Below are 13,939 nucleotides of genomic sequence, written 5' to 3' on the forward strand. Positions count from 1 at the left end.
CTTTTTTGACCAAAAGGCTATAATAGTCTCATATTTGAAAAATCTCACTAAAAATTGTTAGTCAGATTAAAATATCAGATGAAAAGGAGAATACAATGATTCCTGTAGTTATTGAACAAACAAGCCGTGGAGAACGTTCCTACGATATTTACTCACGCTTATTAAAAGATCGCATTATTATGCTGACGGGTCCTGTTGAGGACAATATGGCTAATTCCATTATTGCGCAATTACTTTTTCTTGATGCGCAGGATAATACCAAAGATATTTATCTTTACATCAATACGCCAGGCGGTTCTGTATCAGCTGGTCTAGCGATTGTTGATACCATGAACTTCATCAAATCAGATGTTCAAACAATTGTCATGGGGATGGCTGCTTCCATGGGAACCATTATTGCTTCAAGTGGTGCTAAAGGCAAGCGCTTCATGTTGCCGAATGCAGAATACCTGATTCACCAACCAATGGGCGGAACTGGTAGCGGTACGCAACAAACTGATATGGCGATTGCGGCTGAGCATTTGCTGAAAACCCGGAATAACTTGGAGAAAATCCTTGCGGATAATTCAGGGAAAACCATTAAGCAAGTACATAAAGACGCAGAACGCGATTATTGGATGAGTGCTCAAGAAACCTTGGATTATGGTTTCATTGATGAAATCATGGCAAATAATAATTTAAACTAATCATTTGTTTATTACTGTACGAAAAATGTCCTCTGATGGGCATTTTTTTGATATACTTATAAATGATAAAAATAAATTAGAAAGAAAATTCATGTTTAAAAAAGAAGAACGAACAGGTTTGATTGTGTATTTGTATTACAATCGAGATGTGAAAAAAATAGAAACTATTGGCGATATTGTCTACCATTCTAAAAAGCATCGTTACCTCCAGTTGTATATTCCGACAGAGCAAGTAGAAGAGACGATGCAAAAGTTACCTAAAGAAAAATATGTCAAACAAGTACGGGTTTGTCACATTCAAGAATTGGACACAGACTTTGTTGGAAACTTGTTTAGAGATAAAGAAAACGTAAACATATAAAAAAATCTCATTTACCACTTGACAATTGTCAGATAATTCGATATATTCTAAACATATCATTTCGGAACGAGGAGATAAGAATATGAAGAAAAAATTTGCTCTATCATTTGTTGCCCTTGCAAGTGTTGCCCTTCTTGCCGCTTGTGGGGAAGTAAAGTCAGGTGGCTCCAATGCAACTGGTACAAAAGTTGCTGATAAGACTATTAAAATCGGATTCAACTTTGAAGAAACTGGTGCAACAGCAGCTTATGGAACAGCCGAACAAAAAGGTGCCCAACTGGCTGTTGATGAGATCAACAAAGCTGGTGGTATTGATGGCAAGAAACTTGAAGTTGTTGACAAGGATAATAAATCTGAAACAGCAGAAGCAGCTTCTGTCACGACTAACTTGGTAACCCAATCAAAAGTAAATGCAGTCGTAGGACCTGCAACTTCTGGTGCAACAGCAGCGGCAGTTCCCAATGCGACAAAAGCAGGTGTGCCTTTGATTTCACCTAGTGCGACACAAGACGGTTTGACGAAAAATCAAGAATACTTATTCATCGGAACTTTCCAAGACAGTTTCCAAGGGAAAATCATTTCTAAATACGTTACAGAAAAGTTAAAAGCGAAAAAAGTTGTACTTTATACAGATAACTCAAGTGATTATGCCAAAGGTATCGCAAAAGCTTTCCGTAATGCCTACAAAGGTGAGATTGTTGCAGATGAAAAGTTTGTCGCTGGTGATACAGATTTTCAAGCAGCACTTACCAAGATGAAGGGAAAAGATTTTGATGCGATTATCATTCCTGGTTATTATACGGAAGCTGGTAAAATTGTCAACCAAGCGCGTGGTATGGGCATTGATAAGCCAATCGTTGGTGGTGATGGCTTTAATGGCGCAGAATTTGTCCAACAAGCGACACCAGCTAAAGCTTCAAATATCTACTATATTTCAGGCTTCTCTTCAACAGTTGATGTCTCAGCGAAAGCTAAGAAATTCCTTGAAGCTTACAAAGCGAAATACAACAATGAAGAACCTTCAACATTTGCAGCGTTAGCATACGACTCTGTTTATCTTGTTGCCAATGCTGCCAAAGGTGCGAAAACATCTGTTGACATCAAAGACAATCTTGCCAAGACAAAGAATTTTGAAGGTGTAACAGGTGATACCAGCTTTGACAAGAATCATAATACTGTTAAAACAGCCTTTATGATGACCATGAATAATGGGAAAGTCACAGCAGCTGAAACAGTTAAGCCATAATCATTTGCAGGATTGCTTAAAATATATTTTATAGTGTATAAAAGAGTAACTATTTATGGTGAACATCGTAGATAGTTACTTCTCTTTATACGGGTTAAAAGAAAAGAGGCGGGATAAAAGTCTTAGTCTTAAAAATATGTTTCATTAAGGTTTGTAAGACATAGTGATTGATTGTTAGATATGTTTTAAGCTATTGAAAAGTAATCAACTGTGAAGTGAGACTTAAAAGGTTTAAAGGTCTCATTTTCTCAAACTTAGAATAGATGAGTGAGAAAAATCAATTTTTTTTGAAATGATGACTTGACTCGCTCTTTTTTCACGATAGATAAGAAAATGTGAACGATCACATAGTTCTTTCTTCTATACTATTATACTATAATTAGAAAGTGTGGTGGCCATGCTCCAACAACTTGTTAATGGTCTAATTTTAGGGAGTGTCTATGCTTTGCTCGCTCTCGGCTATACCATGGTTTATGGGATTATCAAGCTTATCAACTTCGCTCATGGAGATATTTATATGATGGGCGCTTTTATGGGCTATTTCCTGATTAACTCTCTTCATCTTAATTTTTTCCTTGCCTTGATTTTGGCAATGATTGGGACGGCAGTTTTAGGTGTGCTGGTTGAGTTTCTGGCTTATCGTCCATTGAGAAATTCGACTCGGATTGCAGCTTTGATTACTGCGATTGGTGTTTCGTTTTTCTTGGAATATGTGATGGTCTATTTTGTGGGAGCCAATACTCGTTCGTTCCCACAAGTGATTGAAACGGTTCGTTATAATTTTGGCCCGATTAGTCTCACCAATATCCAATTGATGATTTTGCTTATTTCCTTGATTTTAATGGTATTGCTGCAGGTTATCGTTCAAAAAACCAAAATGGGAAAGGCCATGCGGGCAGTTTCTGTTGATAGTGATGCAGCGCAGTTAATGGGAATCAATGTCAATCGTACGATTAGTTTCACTTTTGCTTTAGGTTCTGCTTTGGCAGGAGCAGCAGGTGTACTCATCGCGCTTTATTATAATTCCCTTGAGCCTTTGATGGGAATGACACCAGGGTTGAAATCATTTGTCGCTGCGGTACTTGGTGGGATTGGTATTATCCCCGGAGCAGCACTGGGGGGCTTTGTCATTGGTCTATTAGAAACCTTTGCGACAGCTTTTGGTATGTCAGATTTCCGCGATGCAATTGTGTATGGTATTTTAATCTTAATCTTGCTTGTTCGTCCTGCAGGGATTCTTGGTAAGAATGTGAAAGAGAAGGTGTAAGCTATGAAGAAGAATTTAAAAATAAATATTTTATGGTTTGTTCTCCTTCTTGCTGGGTATGGGTTGATTACCTTGCTTGCTAGTGCAGGAGTTTTGAATGATTTTTATCTACAAATCTTACAACAAATTGGTATTAACATCATTTTGGCGGTAGGTTTAAATTTGATTGTCGGTTTTTCTGGTCAATTTTCTCTGGGACATGCTGGCTTCATGGCAATTGGTGCTTATGTAGCCGCAATTATTGGTTCGAAATCTGCTACCTATCCTGCCTTTTTTGCAGCCATGGTGTTAGGGGCATTGATTGCAGGAGCAGTCGCTTTGATTGTCGGGATTCCTACTCTTCGTTTGAAGGGCGATTATCTAGCAATTGCCACGCTTGGGGTTTCTGAAATCATTCGGATTTTAATCATCAACGGAGGCGATTTAACCAACGGAGCCGCAGGTATCTTGGGTATTCCTGCTTTTACCAATTGGCAAATGGTGTATTTCTTTGTAGTTATCACAACTATTTTAACCATCAATTTCTTGCGCAGCTCAATTGGTCGAGCAACATTGTCGGTTCGCGAAGACGAAATTGCAGCAGAATCTGTGGGGGTCAATACCACTAAAATCAAAGTCATTGCCTTTGTTTTTGGAGCGATGACAGCTAGTATCGCAGGCTCACTCCAAGCAGGATTTATTGGCTCTGTTGTGCCGAAAGATTATACTTTTATCAATAGTATCAATGTCTTGATTATCGTGGTATTTGGTGGTCTTGGTTCTATGACTGGTACCATTGTTGCAGCGATTGTTTTGGGAATTTTAAACATGGTGCTTCAAAATGTAGCAAGCATTCGGATGATTATCTACTCTCTTGCTTTAATTTTGGTGATGATTTTCCGTCCGGGAGGACTTCTTGGCACATGGGAATTGAGCTTATCACGCTTCTTTAAAAAAGATAAGGAGGTCAACTAATGGCGCTTCTTGATGTAAAAAACTTAACAAAAAATTTCGGCGGGCTGACTGCTGTTGGCGATGTGACCTTGGAGCTGAATGAGGGAGAATTAGTCGGTCTCATTGGTCCAAATGGTGCTGGAAAAACAACTTTGTTTAACTTACTGACCGGTGTTTATGAACCAAGTGAAGGAAGCGTGACCTTGGATGGGCATTTGCTCAATGGCAAGGCACCTTATAAGATTGCTTCTTTAGGACTCAGTCGGACATTCCAAAATATTCGCTTGTTTAAAGATTTGACAGTCCTAGAGAATGTCTTGATTGCTTTTGGAAATCACCACAAAGCACATGTTTTTGCTAGCTTCTTTCGTTTGCCAGCTTTCTATAAAAATGAAGCAGAATTGCGTGAGAAAGCATTGAAATTGCTAAAAATCTTTGACCTAGACGGTGAAGCAGAAACGCTTGCTAAGAATTTAGCTTACGGTCAACAACGCCGTTTGGAAATCGTACGTGCTCTAGCAACAGAGCCTAAAATTCTCTTTCTTGATGAGCCTGCTGCGGGAATGAATCCGCAGGAAACAGCAGAATTGACAGAGTTAATTCGTCGCATAAAAAATGAATTCCAAATCACAATCATGCTGATTGAGCATGACATGAGCCTAGTTATGGAAGTGACGGAACGAATTTATGTATTGGAGTATGGTCGTTTGATTGCACACGGAACTCCTGACGAGATTAAAAATGATAAGCGTGTTATTGAAGCCTATCTGGGAGGTGAAGCCTAATGTCTATGCTAAAAGTTGAAAATCTTTCCGTCCATTATGGCATGATTCAGGCTGTCCGAGATGTCAGCTTTGAAGTCAACGAGGGCGAAGTTGTTTCTCTCATCGGTGCCAATGGTGCCGGAAAAACAACGATTCTTCGAACCATTTCAGGACTGGTTCGTCCAAGTTCAGGAAAAATTGAGTTTTTAGGAAATGAAATTCAAAAAGTTCCTGCTCAGAAAATTGTGGCAGCAGGGCTTTCTCAGGTACCCGAAGGACGCCATGTTTTCTCAGGCCTGACTGTTTTGGAAAACCTAGAAATGGGTGCTTTCTTAAAAACAAATCGTGATGAAAATCAAGCGAATCTAAAAAAAGTCTTCTCACGCTTTCCGCGTTTAGAAGAACGTAAAAATCAAGATGCTGCAACTCTTTCTGGAGGTGAGCAGCAGATGCTTGCTATGGGACGAGCTCTTATGTCTACTCCCAAACTTCTGCTTTTAGATGAGCCTTCAATGGGACTGGCTCCTCTCTTCATTCAAGAAATTTTTGATATTATTCAAGATATTCAAAAGCAAGGCACAACGGTTCTATTGATTGAGCAAAATGCTAACAAAGCCCTCTCAATTGCCGACCGTGGCTATGTTTTAGAAACAGGAAATATTGTCTTGTCTGGCACAGGAAAAGAATTGCTCGCTTCCGATGAAGTCCGCAAGGCTTATCTCGGTGGGTGAAAAAAGGAGAAAGAAGTGGTTTTCTACTTCTTTTTTATTCACTAATAATATTCTTGAAAACATAGGTAAGTAGATTGAAAGCGTTTGAAATAAACTATAAAATACAGTATAATAGAACTGAAAATTAGAGATAAAGGAGAATTTCCATGGCTGTTAAAGATTTTATGACACGAAAAGTGGTATACATTAGCCCAGATACGACGGTAGCGCATGCGGCGGATATTATGCGGGAGCAAGGATTGCACCGGCTTCCGGTTATTGAAAATGACCAATTGGTCGGTTTGGTGACTGAAGGAACGATTGCCGAAGCAAGTCCTTCAAAAGCGACCAGCTTGTCTATCTATGAGATGAATTATTTGCTAAACAAGACCAAAATTAAAGATGTCATGATTCGTGATGTGGTGACGGTGTCACAATTTGCTAGCTTGGAAGATGCTACTTACTTGATGCTGAAAAATAAAATTGGCATTTTGCCAGTGGTGGACAACCAGCAAGTATACGGCGTCATTACAGATCGTGATGTTTTCAGAGCCTTTCTTGAAATTGCTGGCTATGGTGAAGAAGGCATTCGCGTGCGTTTCATTACAGAAGATGAAGTCGGTGTGTTGGAGAAGATTGTGCATTTGATTGTCGAAGAAAATCTCAATATCTCTAATGCTGTTAATATCCCACGCAAAGATGGCAAGGTTATCATTGAAGTTCAAATCGATGGCAATGTGGATTTGCCGGCTTTAAAAGCGAAATTTGAAGACAAAGGCATTCAGGTAGAAGACATTACCCGTACTTCAGCAAAAGCATTATAAAATAACAAAAACGCATGAGAGCAGTCTTTTAACTGTGATCATGCGTTTTTTATAATGGGAGCAAGATTATTTCTGAATAGGTTGCTTATTGACATCTAAGGTAAAGCCTTCACCAAGGATTTCATGGGCATCTGTAATGGTAATAAAGGCATGTGGATCGACGCTATGAATAACTTTTTTCATGGATTGCATTTCGTTTCGTCCAACAACGCAGTAAATGAGTTTCAGATCATTCTCGCTGTAGTAGCCTTGTCCATTGATAAAAGTAATTCCACGACCGAGATCTTCGTCAATTTTCTTTGCTAATTCTTCTGGACGGCTAGTGATAACCATGAAGCCCTTGCCGGCATAACCGCCTTCACCAATCAAGTCAATTACTCGCGAAGCGATAAAGACAAAAATCAAGGTATAAGTCACTAAGCGAACATCTTTAAAAACAAGTATAACAAAAATAAGGACGCAGAAGTCTACAGTAAACATCAATTTTCCCATGGAGATATTCGTATACTTGTTAGCGATTCGAGCAATAATATCGGTACCGCCAGTCGTACCGCCGGCATTGAAAACAATTCCTAGTCCAACGCCAGCAATAATCCCTGTCAGAAGCGTCACAATCACGAGGTCGCCTTCAAGGTTAATCACGAAAGGAATTTTTTCAAATATCGCCAGCCAAGCAGAAACGGCAAAAGTCCCTAAAATACTAGAGTACAAAAGCCGCGTTCCAAAAATTCTCCAAGCAATAATGAAAAGAGGAATGTTGATGATGAGATTCATCAGTGAAACAGGAATCTTAAAAAGATAGTATGTAATGAGGGTCACTCCAGTCGCGCCCCCTTCATACAAATGATTCGGAATAATCAGATAATTTATTGCAAAAGCAAAAATTCCAGCTCCTAGAATAATCGTTAGATAGTTTTTAAACTTAGACATGCTAACCTCCTAATAATTTCTGTACATTCTATTGTATCAAATCTTGAAAACTTATGTATCATTTTGAAAAAATTTTTTTAAACTTTTTCTGGCAATGATTTTTCTGGAGTTTTTTGTTAAAATAGAAAGGAGAAAAAGGAAGAAATGAGTTAGTATGTCAAAAGGAATATTCATCTCTTTAGAGGGACCAGATGGTGCAGGAAAATCAAGTGTTTTAGAAGCCTTGATTCCGATTTTAGAAGCAAAAGGGCAGGCGTTTGTCACTACGCGTGAGCCTGGTGGAGTGGCAGTTGCGGAGAAGATTCGCGATGTTGTTTTAGATCCGAAGCATACGGAAATCGATGAAAAAACGGAATTGCTCCTCTATATTGCCAGTCGTAGGCAACATTTGGTGGAACGCATTTTACCTGCTTTAGATCGTGGTGAAATGGTGCTGGTGGATCGCTTTATTGATAGTTCTGTTGCTTATCAAGGATTTGGTCGGGGACTCAAGGTAGCTGATATTGATTGGCTGAATAATTTTGCGACCGACGGTTTGAAGCCAGACTTGACCCTTTATTTTGATATTGAAGCAGAGGAAGGCTTGGCTCGTATTGCTAAGAGCAAAGAGCGTGGTGCAGACCGCTTGGATCGTGAAAGTGTAGAATGGCATCGGCGCGTGCGTGAGGGGTATTTGTCTATTCTTAAAAAAGAACCGAATCGTGTGAGAAAGATTGATGCCAGTCAGCCATTAGAAAAGGTCGTTGCAGATACTTTAGCAGTATTGGCAGAAAGAGTTGAGAGTTTAAGATGAAAATAGAAGAATTAGCTCAGTTGCAGCCAGTTTTGTTTGAACGTTTTGAGCACATTTTACAGCAACATCGGCTGAATCATGCTTATCTGTTTACAGGGGCTTTCGGCAGTTTTGAAATGGCTCAATGTTTAGCACAGAGTTTATTTTGTACCAATAAAAATGGTGTCTTACCCTGTGGAGAATGTCGAAATTGTCGGTTGATTGAGGAAGAGGATTTTTCAGATGTGACAGTCGTCCGTCCTGTCAATCAGATTATCAAGACGGAGCGTGTTCGAGAATTAGTACGCAATTTTTCTCAGTCAGGGTTTGAAAGCAGCAAGCAAGTGTTTATCATTTGTGATGCGGACAAGATTCATGTCAATGCAGCTAATTCGCTGTTGAAGGTCATTGAAGAGCCACAAAGTGAAGTGTATATTTTCTTGTTGACAGCGGATGAAAATCTTATTTTGCCCACGATTAAAAGCCGAGCGCAGCTATTTCATTTTCCAAAAAATCAAGCCTATTTGCTTGAAAAATTGGAGCAGACTGGGCTGATAAAGACACAAGCAGAATTGTTAACTGCTTATAGTCAAACAGAAGAAGAAGCCATGCGTTTGGCAGCTAGTCCATCTTTTTTTGACTTGGCAGCAGAATGTGATCGTTTTGCATCGCTTTGCTTAAACCGGAAAGAAACTGCTTATTTGCAGGTTGCGAAGTTGGCTAGTCTGGCAGTTGATAAGGAAAAGCAAGAACAGGCTTTGAAGCTCTTAGAGCTTCTCTTTGCAAAAGAAATGCAAACAACGTGGGGACGCTTCTATTTAGAAGGTATATTTACAGCAAGAAAAATGTGGCAAGCCAATGTTAATTTTCAAAATGCACTAGAATATATGGTGTTACAAGAAAGAGAATGATGGCTACGTTGGTACAGGAAAATGGTAGTGAGGATGAATAAAAAAGAATTATTTGATGCTCTTGATGAATTTTCTCAAAATCTGCTTGTTACTTTAGCAGAAGTAGAAGCGATTAAGAAAAATCTGAAAAGCGTGGTGGAAGAAAATGTAGCGCTTCGCTTGGAAAATGATAAATTAAGAGAGCGATTAGGACAGGTAGAGCACGCAGCAACACCAAAAACAAAAAGAAACCGGGATAATTTGCGCAAACTCTATGAAGATGGTTTTCATGTGTGCACAGATTTTTATGGGCAACGCCGTGAAAATGATGCAGAATGTATGTTTTGTGATGAATTACTTTTTAGGGAGTAAGCATGCAGGTTCAAAAAAGTTTTAAAGGTCAGTCTCCTTATGGGAAGCTCTATCTGGTGGCTACTCCGATTGGGAATATGGACGATATGAGCATCCGTATGGTGAATACTCTGAAAGAAGTCGATTTCATTGCAGCAGAAGATACCAGAAATACTGGTTTGTTGCTCAAGCATTTTGGTATTACTACGAAGCAGATTAGCTTTCACGAGCATAATGCCAAAGAAAAAATCCCTGATTTGATTCGTTTGCTGAAAAGCGGGCAGGATATTGCGCAGGTTTCGGATGCCGGCTTGCCTAGCATTTCGGATCCAGGGCATGATTTAGTCAAAGCTGCTATTGCTGAGGAAATCGCAGTAGTGACTGTACCTGGTCCCAGCGCAGGTATTTCAGCTTTGATAGCTAGTGGTCTTGCTCCGCAACCTCATATTTTTTATGGATTTTTGCCACGCAAGGCTGGTCAGCAAAAAGAGTTTTTTTCTAATAAAAAAGCCTATCCAGAGACACAGATTTTTTACGAATCTCCTCATCGGGTTAAGGCTACTTTAGAAAATATGCTTAGTATTTATGGAAATCGCTCCGTTGTTCTGGTACGGGAATTGACTAAGATTTATGAGGAATACCAACGTGGCTTGATTTCCGAATTGATAGACCATATTTCAGAAAATCCGCTTAAGGGCGAATGCTTGCTGATTGTGGAAGGAGCGAGCGAAGAAGTGGTTGAGCAGTCAGAAGCGGATTTGTTGGCAGAAATTGATTTTCTAGTAGCAGCAGGAGCAAAGAAAAATCAAGCTATCAAAGAAGTGGCTAAAAAATATGGTTGGAATAAGAGTGAATTATATGCTCGTTATCATGAGCAAGTCAGTGAGTAAAAATGACTTTTTATAAACAAATTTATACTTCCCCTTTAGGAGAAATGTCTTTAGTTGCTGATGAGACAGGGCTGGTTGGAGTCTGGTTTCTCAAGCAGAAATATTTTGAGCGCGGTTTAGAGGAGAATTTACTCTTAGCAGAAAATGAGGTTTTAAAAGAGACGAAGAATCTGCTAGATTGCTATTTTAACGGAGATTGTCCAGACTTTTCGAGTCTTGTTTTGGCTCTTGTTGGGACGGATTTTCAACAACGGGTCTGGGCTTATCTGCAAACTATTCCTTATGGGGCAACGGTTACTTATGGTCAGATAGCAAAGGAGTTAGATGTTCGCTCGGCGCAGGCTGTTAGTGGTGCTGTGGGTAAAAATCCTTTTTCAATCATCGTTCCCTGTCATCGAGTGCTGGGAAGTCAAGGACAATTAACTGGCTATGCTGGGGGATTAGACAAGAAAATATGGCTCTTGGAGCATGAAGGCGTAGAGCTTAGCGAGAAAGCTTTAGATAAATGATACAAATGGAGAAAATGATATGTTACGATTTATTGAATATCCAAAATGTTCGACCTGTCGCAAAGCCAAGGCTGAATTAAACCGCTTGGGTTTGGACTTTGAAGCGGTAGACATTGTCAAGGAAACACCGAGTAAAGAGGAAATTTTAACTTGGATGGAAAATTCTGATTTAAACATCAAATCTTTCTTCAACACTAGCGGGCTCAAATATCGTGAGCTAGGTTTGAAAGATAAACTATCAGGATTGTCCGCCGAAGAAGCCGCAGAGCTTTTAGCAACCGATGGTATGCTCATCAAACGACCAATCTTAGAAAAAGACGGAAAAATCCTGCAAATAGGCTACCGCACAGAATATGCAATATTAGATTTGTAAATAAAAAAGAAGTGAGACGACAAAATGGATTTCTTTAAAATCGCAATTGTTGCCTCACTTCTTTTTAAGCTCTCTATTTTGGTATCATTGCTGTTCGTGTTATAATGTTTTTATACACTGAGAAACTTTCTTCAAACCTTGTTAGCTTGGGAGTGAGATAGATCTAAAATTTGAAAATGTTAATCGTCGCTCTTTTGATTTAATCATCCGATACAACATATTCCGTCAGATATTTTGTATAGTCTCACTTTGCAAGGTTGCTAAACAGTCTGTGAGACTGTTTGATTTTCAGTGAATATTAGTAAAAAACGAAAAGAGAAAAAATGGTTTTATCAAAAAAACGTGCGCGAAAGGTAATTGAGGAAATCATAGCCCTATTTCCAGATGCGAAACCTAGCTTGAATTTTACCAATCATTTTGAATTGCTGGTAGCAGTTATGTTGTCGGCTCAAACGACCGATGCAGCAGTCAACACAGTCACACCAGCCCTTTTTAAAGCCTATCCAACTCCACGGGAAATGGCGGCGGCATCAGAAAGCGAGATTGCTAGCTATATTGCTCGTCTTGGACTTTATCGCAATAAGGCTAAGTTTTTGAAAAAATGTGCTCAGCAATTGCTGGATAACTTTGACGGTCAGGTACCTCATACACGACAGGAATTGGAAAGTCTTGCAGGTGTAGGACGTAAGACAGCCAATGTGGTCATGAGTGTTGGTTTTGGTATTCCGGCTTTTGCGGTGGATACTCATGTGGAGCGGATTTGCAAACATCATGACATTGTCAAAAAGTCGGCTACCCCTCTAGAAGTTGAACAACGCGTGATGGAAGTTCTGCCCAAAAATGAATGGCTTCCAGCTCATCAAGCTATGATTTGCTTTGGTCGTGAAATCTGCCACCCAAGAAATCCTGAATGTGACCAATATCCACAACTGTATCATTTTGATTGAAAAAAAGAGGAGAAACCTCTTTTTTTATAATTCAATTTCCAATACAATTGGTGTGTGGTCTTGCCTTGTACCTGAGTCAATCATTTCTGACTTGGTTACTTTATCTGCAATTCGATTGCTGGTCAGCCAGTAATCAATTCTCCAGCCACTGTTATTGATTTTGCTGGTCTTGCTGCGTTGTGCCCACCAGCTATAAACATTTGGAATATCGCCGTGAATGTAACGGAAAGTATCAGTAAAACCACGATTTAACAGATTGGTAAAGCCGGATCGTTCTTCATCTGTAAATCCAGGTGAGCGACGGTTGCTAGAAGGATGAGCGAGGTCAATCTCATTGTGGGCTACATTGTAGTCCCCTGTAGCAAGGACAGGTTTTTCTATGTCTAAAGCTGTTAGATAGTCAGCATATTTTTTGTCCCAGATTTGTCGATCTTCTAAACGTTTTAAACCATCACCTGCATTTGGCGTATAAACTTGTGTAACGAAAAAATTGTCAAATTCCAACGTAATGATGCGCCCCTCGGAATCCATAGTAGAAGGTGCACCGATTTCTGGGAAGGTTATTTTTGGAGATAGATTCTCTTTGTATAAAAACATAGTTCCAGCATAACCTTTACGTGCAGGTTCTATAGAAGAGCGCCATGTAGTTTCATAATGTGGGAATAATTCATCCAAAACTTTTAGATGTTTTTTAGTTGGTCCGTTAGCAGATAATTTAGTTTCCTGAATGGCGATAATATCAGCGTCTAATCTTACTAAAGTTTGTAACACAGCTTGTGACAATTGCGCGCGTGCAGAGTCGCTGGTCAAAGCTGCGTTGAGAGAGTCAATATTCCAAGATATGAGTTTCATACGGATACCTTTTCTAGATTTATTTTTTCTATTGTATCAAAAAATGACTGTCTAAGCGAGTTTGAGGTTGTAAAAAGGATAGTAAGGTGTATAATATTAGTCAAAGGGGATAAAAATGGGTGAATTATTATTATTATTATTGAAAGTCGTCTTATTCATATTCTTTCTTTGGTACCTTATTAAGTTACTTCGTTTGAGGGGAAAACAAACATCTTCTGAGCCATTTTGGGTACCGAAGAAAATTGGTGTTGGAATTGGGGTCAATCCAAGGAATACAGCTGGTTTTTGGGTAAGTCTGGCTGTGACACTTTCTATTCTTACTGTTCTTCTTGTTTTGATAGTATCTTTGATTTTGTAAAAGAGATTTGTGAAAATGTTTTTATAATAATATTGTTTGTAAAACGCAGTTTAGTGTGGTTTGCTTAAAAAAATATGGCAGGTGATAAATAGATCTTTCGTAGAAAGCAATAACAAAGTTTTAATCAAGTTTATTGACGCTGATCTCGTTAGCTGTATTTGTAACCTTCAACAGCTCCTCAGACTACTGGAGCTAATCATTGCTGCTGCGGAGCGGAATGATAAAATCCAACTCTTTAAGTTATTGATTTTGTCCTACTCTCTTTCTTTTTTAAAA

Annotated in this window: 18 protein-coding genes; 16 read left to right on the top strand and 2 right to left on the bottom strand. The window is 39.2% G+C overall.

Annotated features, from left to right (window positions below):
* Positions 1 to 71 precede the first annotated feature (71 nt).
* The 8 genes from RG565_RS04830 to RG565_RS04865 all read left to right on the top strand — a co-directional run bounded on the left by RG565_RS04830 (position 72) and on the right by RG565_RS04865 (position 6,791).
* Positions 72 to 686, top strand: coding sequence for an ATP-dependent Clp protease proteolytic subunit (locus RG565_RS04830; RefSeq protein WP_223349572.1), 615 nt, complete (start codon positions 72 to 74; stop codon positions 684 to 686).
* 91 nt (positions 687 to 777) lie between these two features.
* On the top strand, positions 778 to 1,047 hold the full coding sequence (locus tag RG565_RS04835; protein ID WP_247936807.1) for a YlbG family protein: 270 nt from the start codon (positions 778 to 780) through the stop codon (positions 1,045 to 1,047).
* An 82-nt stretch (positions 1,048 to 1,129) separates the two neighbouring features.
* Positions 1,130 to 2,293 (top strand): ABC transporter substrate-binding protein, encoded by a 1,164-nt coding sequence (locus RG565_RS04840; RefSeq protein WP_049512488.1) that lies wholly within the window; start codon positions 1,130 to 1,132, stop codon positions 2,291 to 2,293.
* Between the two features lie 397 nt (positions 2,294 to 2,690).
* Positions 2,691 to 3,560 carry a branched-chain amino acid ABC transporter permease gene (locus RG565_RS04845; protein WP_247936808.1) on the top strand — a complete coding sequence of 290 codons (870 nt, stop codon included), beginning with the start codon at positions 2,691 to 2,693 and terminating at the stop codon, positions 3,558 to 3,560.
* A 3-nt stretch (positions 3,561 to 3,563) separates the two neighbouring features.
* A complete protein-coding gene (locus RG565_RS04850) occupies positions 3,564 to 4,514 on the top strand; it encodes a branched-chain amino acid ABC transporter permease (protein ID WP_268732233.1) in 951 nt (316 codons plus the stop codon).
* A complete protein-coding gene (locus tag RG565_RS04855; protein ID WP_003034299.1) occupies positions 4,514 to 5,278 on the top strand; it encodes an ABC transporter ATP-binding protein in 765 nt (254 codons plus the stop codon). Before RG565_RS04850 ends, RG565_RS04855 begins: the two co-directional genes overlap by 1 nt.
* Positions 5,278 to 5,988: an ABC transporter ATP-binding protein gene (locus RG565_RS04860; protein WP_003034327.1), complete on the top strand. Its 711-nt coding sequence runs from the start codon at positions 5,278 to 5,280 to the stop codon at positions 5,986 to 5,988. The genes RG565_RS04855 and RG565_RS04860 overlap by 1 nt, the downstream gene beginning before the upstream one ends.
* A 146-nt stretch (positions 5,989 to 6,134) precedes the next feature.
* Positions 6,135 to 6,791 carry a CBS domain-containing protein gene (locus RG565_RS04865; protein WP_003025613.1) on the top strand — a complete coding sequence of 219 codons (657 nt, stop codon included), beginning with the start codon at positions 6,135 to 6,137 and terminating at the stop codon, positions 6,789 to 6,791.
* Between the two features lie 66 nt (positions 6,792 to 6,857).
* On the opposite strand, the gene RG565_RS04870 is transcribed toward RG565_RS04865, so the two are convergent.
* The gene (locus tag RG565_RS04870) at positions 6,858 to 7,721 is read right to left on the bottom strand and encodes a YitT family protein (protein WP_247905526.1); all 864 of its coding nucleotides are present in this window, start codon (positions 7,719 to 7,721) and stop codon (positions 6,858 to 6,860) included.
* Between the two features lie 154 nt (positions 7,722 to 7,875).
* Between RG565_RS04870 and tmk the strand changes: the two genes are divergently transcribed.
* The 7 genes from tmk to nth all read left to right on the top strand — a co-directional run bounded on the left by tmk (position 7,876) and on the right by nth (position 12,453).
* Positions 7,876 to 8,514, top strand: a complete 639-nt coding sequence (gene tmk / locus RG565_RS04875) for a dTMP kinase (RefSeq protein ID WP_247936810.1) — start codon at positions 7,876 to 7,878, stop codon at positions 8,512 to 8,514.
* Entirely contained in the window at positions 8,511 to 9,404 is an 894-nt protein-coding gene (locus RG565_RS04880) for a DNA polymerase III subunit delta' (RefSeq protein WP_247936811.1), read from the top strand. The genes tmk and RG565_RS04880 overlap by 4 nt, the downstream gene beginning before the upstream one ends.
* A 33-nt stretch (positions 9,405 to 9,437) precedes the next feature.
* Positions 9,438 to 9,755, top strand: a complete 318-nt coding sequence (gene yabA, locus RG565_RS04885; protein WP_049508256.1) for a DNA replication initiation control protein YabA — start codon at positions 9,438 to 9,440, stop codon at positions 9,753 to 9,755.
* 2 nt (positions 9,756 to 9,757) lie between these two features.
* Positions 9,758 to 10,624, top strand: coding sequence for a 16S rRNA (cytidine(1402)-2'-O)-methyltransferase (gene rsmI / locus RG565_RS04890; RefSeq protein ID WP_247936812.1), 867 nt, complete (start codon positions 9,758 to 9,760; stop codon positions 10,622 to 10,624).
* Positions 10,625 to 10,626: 2 nt separating this feature from the next.
* Complete coding sequence (locus tag RG565_RS04895; RefSeq protein ID WP_247936813.1) at positions 10,627 to 11,133, top strand: methylated-DNA--[protein]-cysteine S-methyltransferase; 507 nt, start codon at positions 10,627 to 10,629, stop codon at positions 11,131 to 11,133.
* Positions 11,134 to 11,152: 19 nt separating this feature from the next.
* Positions 11,153 to 11,506, top strand: a complete 354-nt coding sequence (locus RG565_RS04900) for an arsenate reductase family protein (RefSeq protein WP_195322696.1) — start codon at positions 11,153 to 11,155, stop codon at positions 11,504 to 11,506.
* A 323-nt stretch (positions 11,507 to 11,829) separates the two neighbouring features.
* Positions 11,830 to 12,453, top strand: a complete 624-nt coding sequence (gene nth / locus RG565_RS04905; RefSeq protein ID WP_247926958.1) for an endonuclease III — start codon at positions 11,830 to 11,832, stop codon at positions 12,451 to 12,453.
* A 24-nt stretch (positions 12,454 to 12,477) separates the two neighbouring features.
* Here nth and RG565_RS04910 read toward each other — a convergent pair whose 3' ends face one another.
* Positions 12,478 to 13,305 carry an exodeoxyribonuclease III gene (locus RG565_RS04910; protein ID WP_003028316.1) on the bottom strand — a complete coding sequence of 276 codons (828 nt, stop codon included), beginning with the start codon at positions 13,303 to 13,305 and terminating at the stop codon, positions 12,478 to 12,480.
* Between the two features lie 115 nt (positions 13,306 to 13,420).
* Here RG565_RS04910 and RG565_RS04915 point away from each other — a divergent pair, with 115 nt between their 5' ends.
* Positions 13,421 to 13,663: a hypothetical protein gene (locus tag RG565_RS04915; RefSeq protein ID WP_247926959.1), complete on the top strand. Its 243-nt coding sequence runs from the start codon at positions 13,421 to 13,423 to the stop codon at positions 13,661 to 13,663.
* Positions 13,664 to 13,939: the final 276 nt, after the last annotated feature.

Source organism: Streptococcus sp. IsoGale021 (genome assembly GCF_031142795.1).
Lineage (GTDB): Bacteria > Bacillota > Bacilli > Lactobacillales > Streptococcaceae > Streptococcus > Streptococcus hominis.

What these genes read in the sequence shown, in the direction of transcription:
- RG565_RS04845 (WP_247936808.1), top strand. Translation starts at nt 2,691, where the DNA reads ATGCTCCAACAACTTGTTAATGGTCTAATTTTAGGGAGTGTCTATGCT.
- rsmI (WP_247936812.1), top strand. Translation starts at nt 9,758, where the DNA reads ATGCAGGTTCAAAAAAGTTTTAAAGGTCAGTCTCCTTATGGGAAGCTC.
- RG565_RS04910 (WP_003028316.1), bottom strand. Translation starts at nt 13,305, where the DNA reads ATGAAACTCATATCTTGGAATATTGACTCTCTCAACGCAGCTTTGACC.
- RG565_RS04895 (WP_247936813.1), top strand. Translation starts at nt 10,627, where the DNA reads ATGACTTTTTATAAACAAATTTATACTTCCCCTTTAGGAGAAATGTCT.
- RG565_RS04865 (WP_003025613.1), top strand. Translation starts at nt 6,135, where the DNA reads ATGGCTGTTAAAGATTTTATGACACGAAAAGTGGTATACATTAGCCCA.
- RG565_RS04840 (WP_049512488.1), top strand. Translation starts at nt 1,130, where the DNA reads ATGAAGAAAAAATTTGCTCTATCATTTGTTGCCCTTGCAAGTGTTGCC.
- RG565_RS04860 (WP_003034327.1), top strand. Translation starts at nt 5,278, where the DNA reads ATGTCTATGCTAAAAGTTGAAAATCTTTCCGTCCATTATGGCATGATT.
- RG565_RS04835 (WP_247936807.1), top strand. Translation starts at nt 778, where the DNA reads ATGTTTAAAAAAGAAGAACGAACAGGTTTGATTGTGTATTTGTATTAC.
- RG565_RS04915 (WP_247926959.1), top strand. Translation starts at nt 13,421, where the DNA reads ATGGGTGAATTATTATTATTATTATTGAAAGTCGTCTTATTCATATTC.
- tmk (WP_247936810.1), top strand. Translation starts at nt 7,876, where the DNA reads ATGTCAAAAGGAATATTCATCTCTTTAGAGGGACCAGATGGTGCAGGA.
- nth (WP_247926958.1), top strand. Translation starts at nt 11,830, where the DNA reads ATGGTTTTATCAAAAAAACGTGCGCGAAAGGTAATTGAGGAAATCATA.
- yabA (WP_049508256.1), top strand. Translation starts at nt 9,438, where the DNA reads ATGAATAAAAAAGAATTATTTGATGCTCTTGATGAATTTTCTCAAAAT.
- RG565_RS04880 (WP_247936811.1), top strand. Translation starts at nt 8,511, where the DNA reads ATGAAAATAGAAGAATTAGCTCAGTTGCAGCCAGTTTTGTTTGAACGT.
- RG565_RS04855 (WP_003034299.1), top strand. Translation starts at nt 4,514, where the DNA reads ATGGCGCTTCTTGATGTAAAAAACTTAACAAAAAATTTCGGCGGGCTG.
- RG565_RS04900 (WP_195322696.1), top strand. Translation starts at nt 11,153, where the DNA reads ATGTTACGATTTATTGAATATCCAAAATGTTCGACCTGTCGCAAAGCC.
- RG565_RS04850 (WP_268732233.1), top strand. Translation starts at nt 3,564, where the DNA reads ATGAAGAAGAATTTAAAAATAAATATTTTATGGTTTGTTCTCCTTCTT.
- RG565_RS04870 (WP_247905526.1), bottom strand. Translation starts at nt 7,721, where the DNA reads ATGTCTAAGTTTAAAAACTATCTAACGATTATTCTAGGAGCTGGAATT.